Raw genomic sequence first — 433 nt, forward strand, 5'->3', positions numbered from 1 at the left:
GGGTCATGCGGATCGGCGGCGGCATGATGATCGTGACCGGAATCCTGTTGCTGACGGGTGTGTGGGCGACGCTCATGCAGCAGATGCAGAGCTGGTCCAGCGGCTTCGTTGTGGGGATCTGAGTTCATGAGCAAGACGAACAGCACGGACACCGGCGCCCGTACGGACGTCCCGGCGGACGAGCCCGCCGACCGCGCAGCCGGGGAGCGGCTGTCCACCGCGCCCCGCGAGGAGCGCCCGGAGCCGGAATCCGGGACCGGGAGCGGCGTCCCCGCGATGGGGGTGATCGGCTGGGCCCGCTGGTTCTGGCGCCAGCTCACCTCGATGCGGGTCGCGCTGATCCTGCTCTTCCTGCTCTCCCTCGGCGCGGTCCCCGGCTCGCTGATCCCGCAGACCAGCGTCGACGACTTCAAGGTCCAGGAGTTCAAGGAGC

1 protein-coding gene and 1 pseudogene are annotated in these 433 nt (G+C 69.5%); both read left to right on the top strand.

Features of this window, described 5'->3' with window-relative positions:
- Nucleotides 1–122 (top strand): annotated as a pseudogene (locus RM779_RS33385) (cytochrome c biogenesis protein CcdA); the annotation flags it as partial.
- Between the two features lie 4 nt (nucleotides 123–126).
- Nucleotides 127–433 (top strand): cytochrome c biogenesis protein ResB (locus RM779_RS33390; protein WP_311621548.1); only part of this gene is annotated, 307 nt, incomplete at its 3' end.

It is taken from the genome of Streptomyces johnsoniae, assembly GCF_031845565.1.
Lineage (GTDB): Bacteria > Actinomycetota > Actinomycetes > Streptomycetales > Streptomycetaceae > Streptomyces > Streptomyces johnsoniae.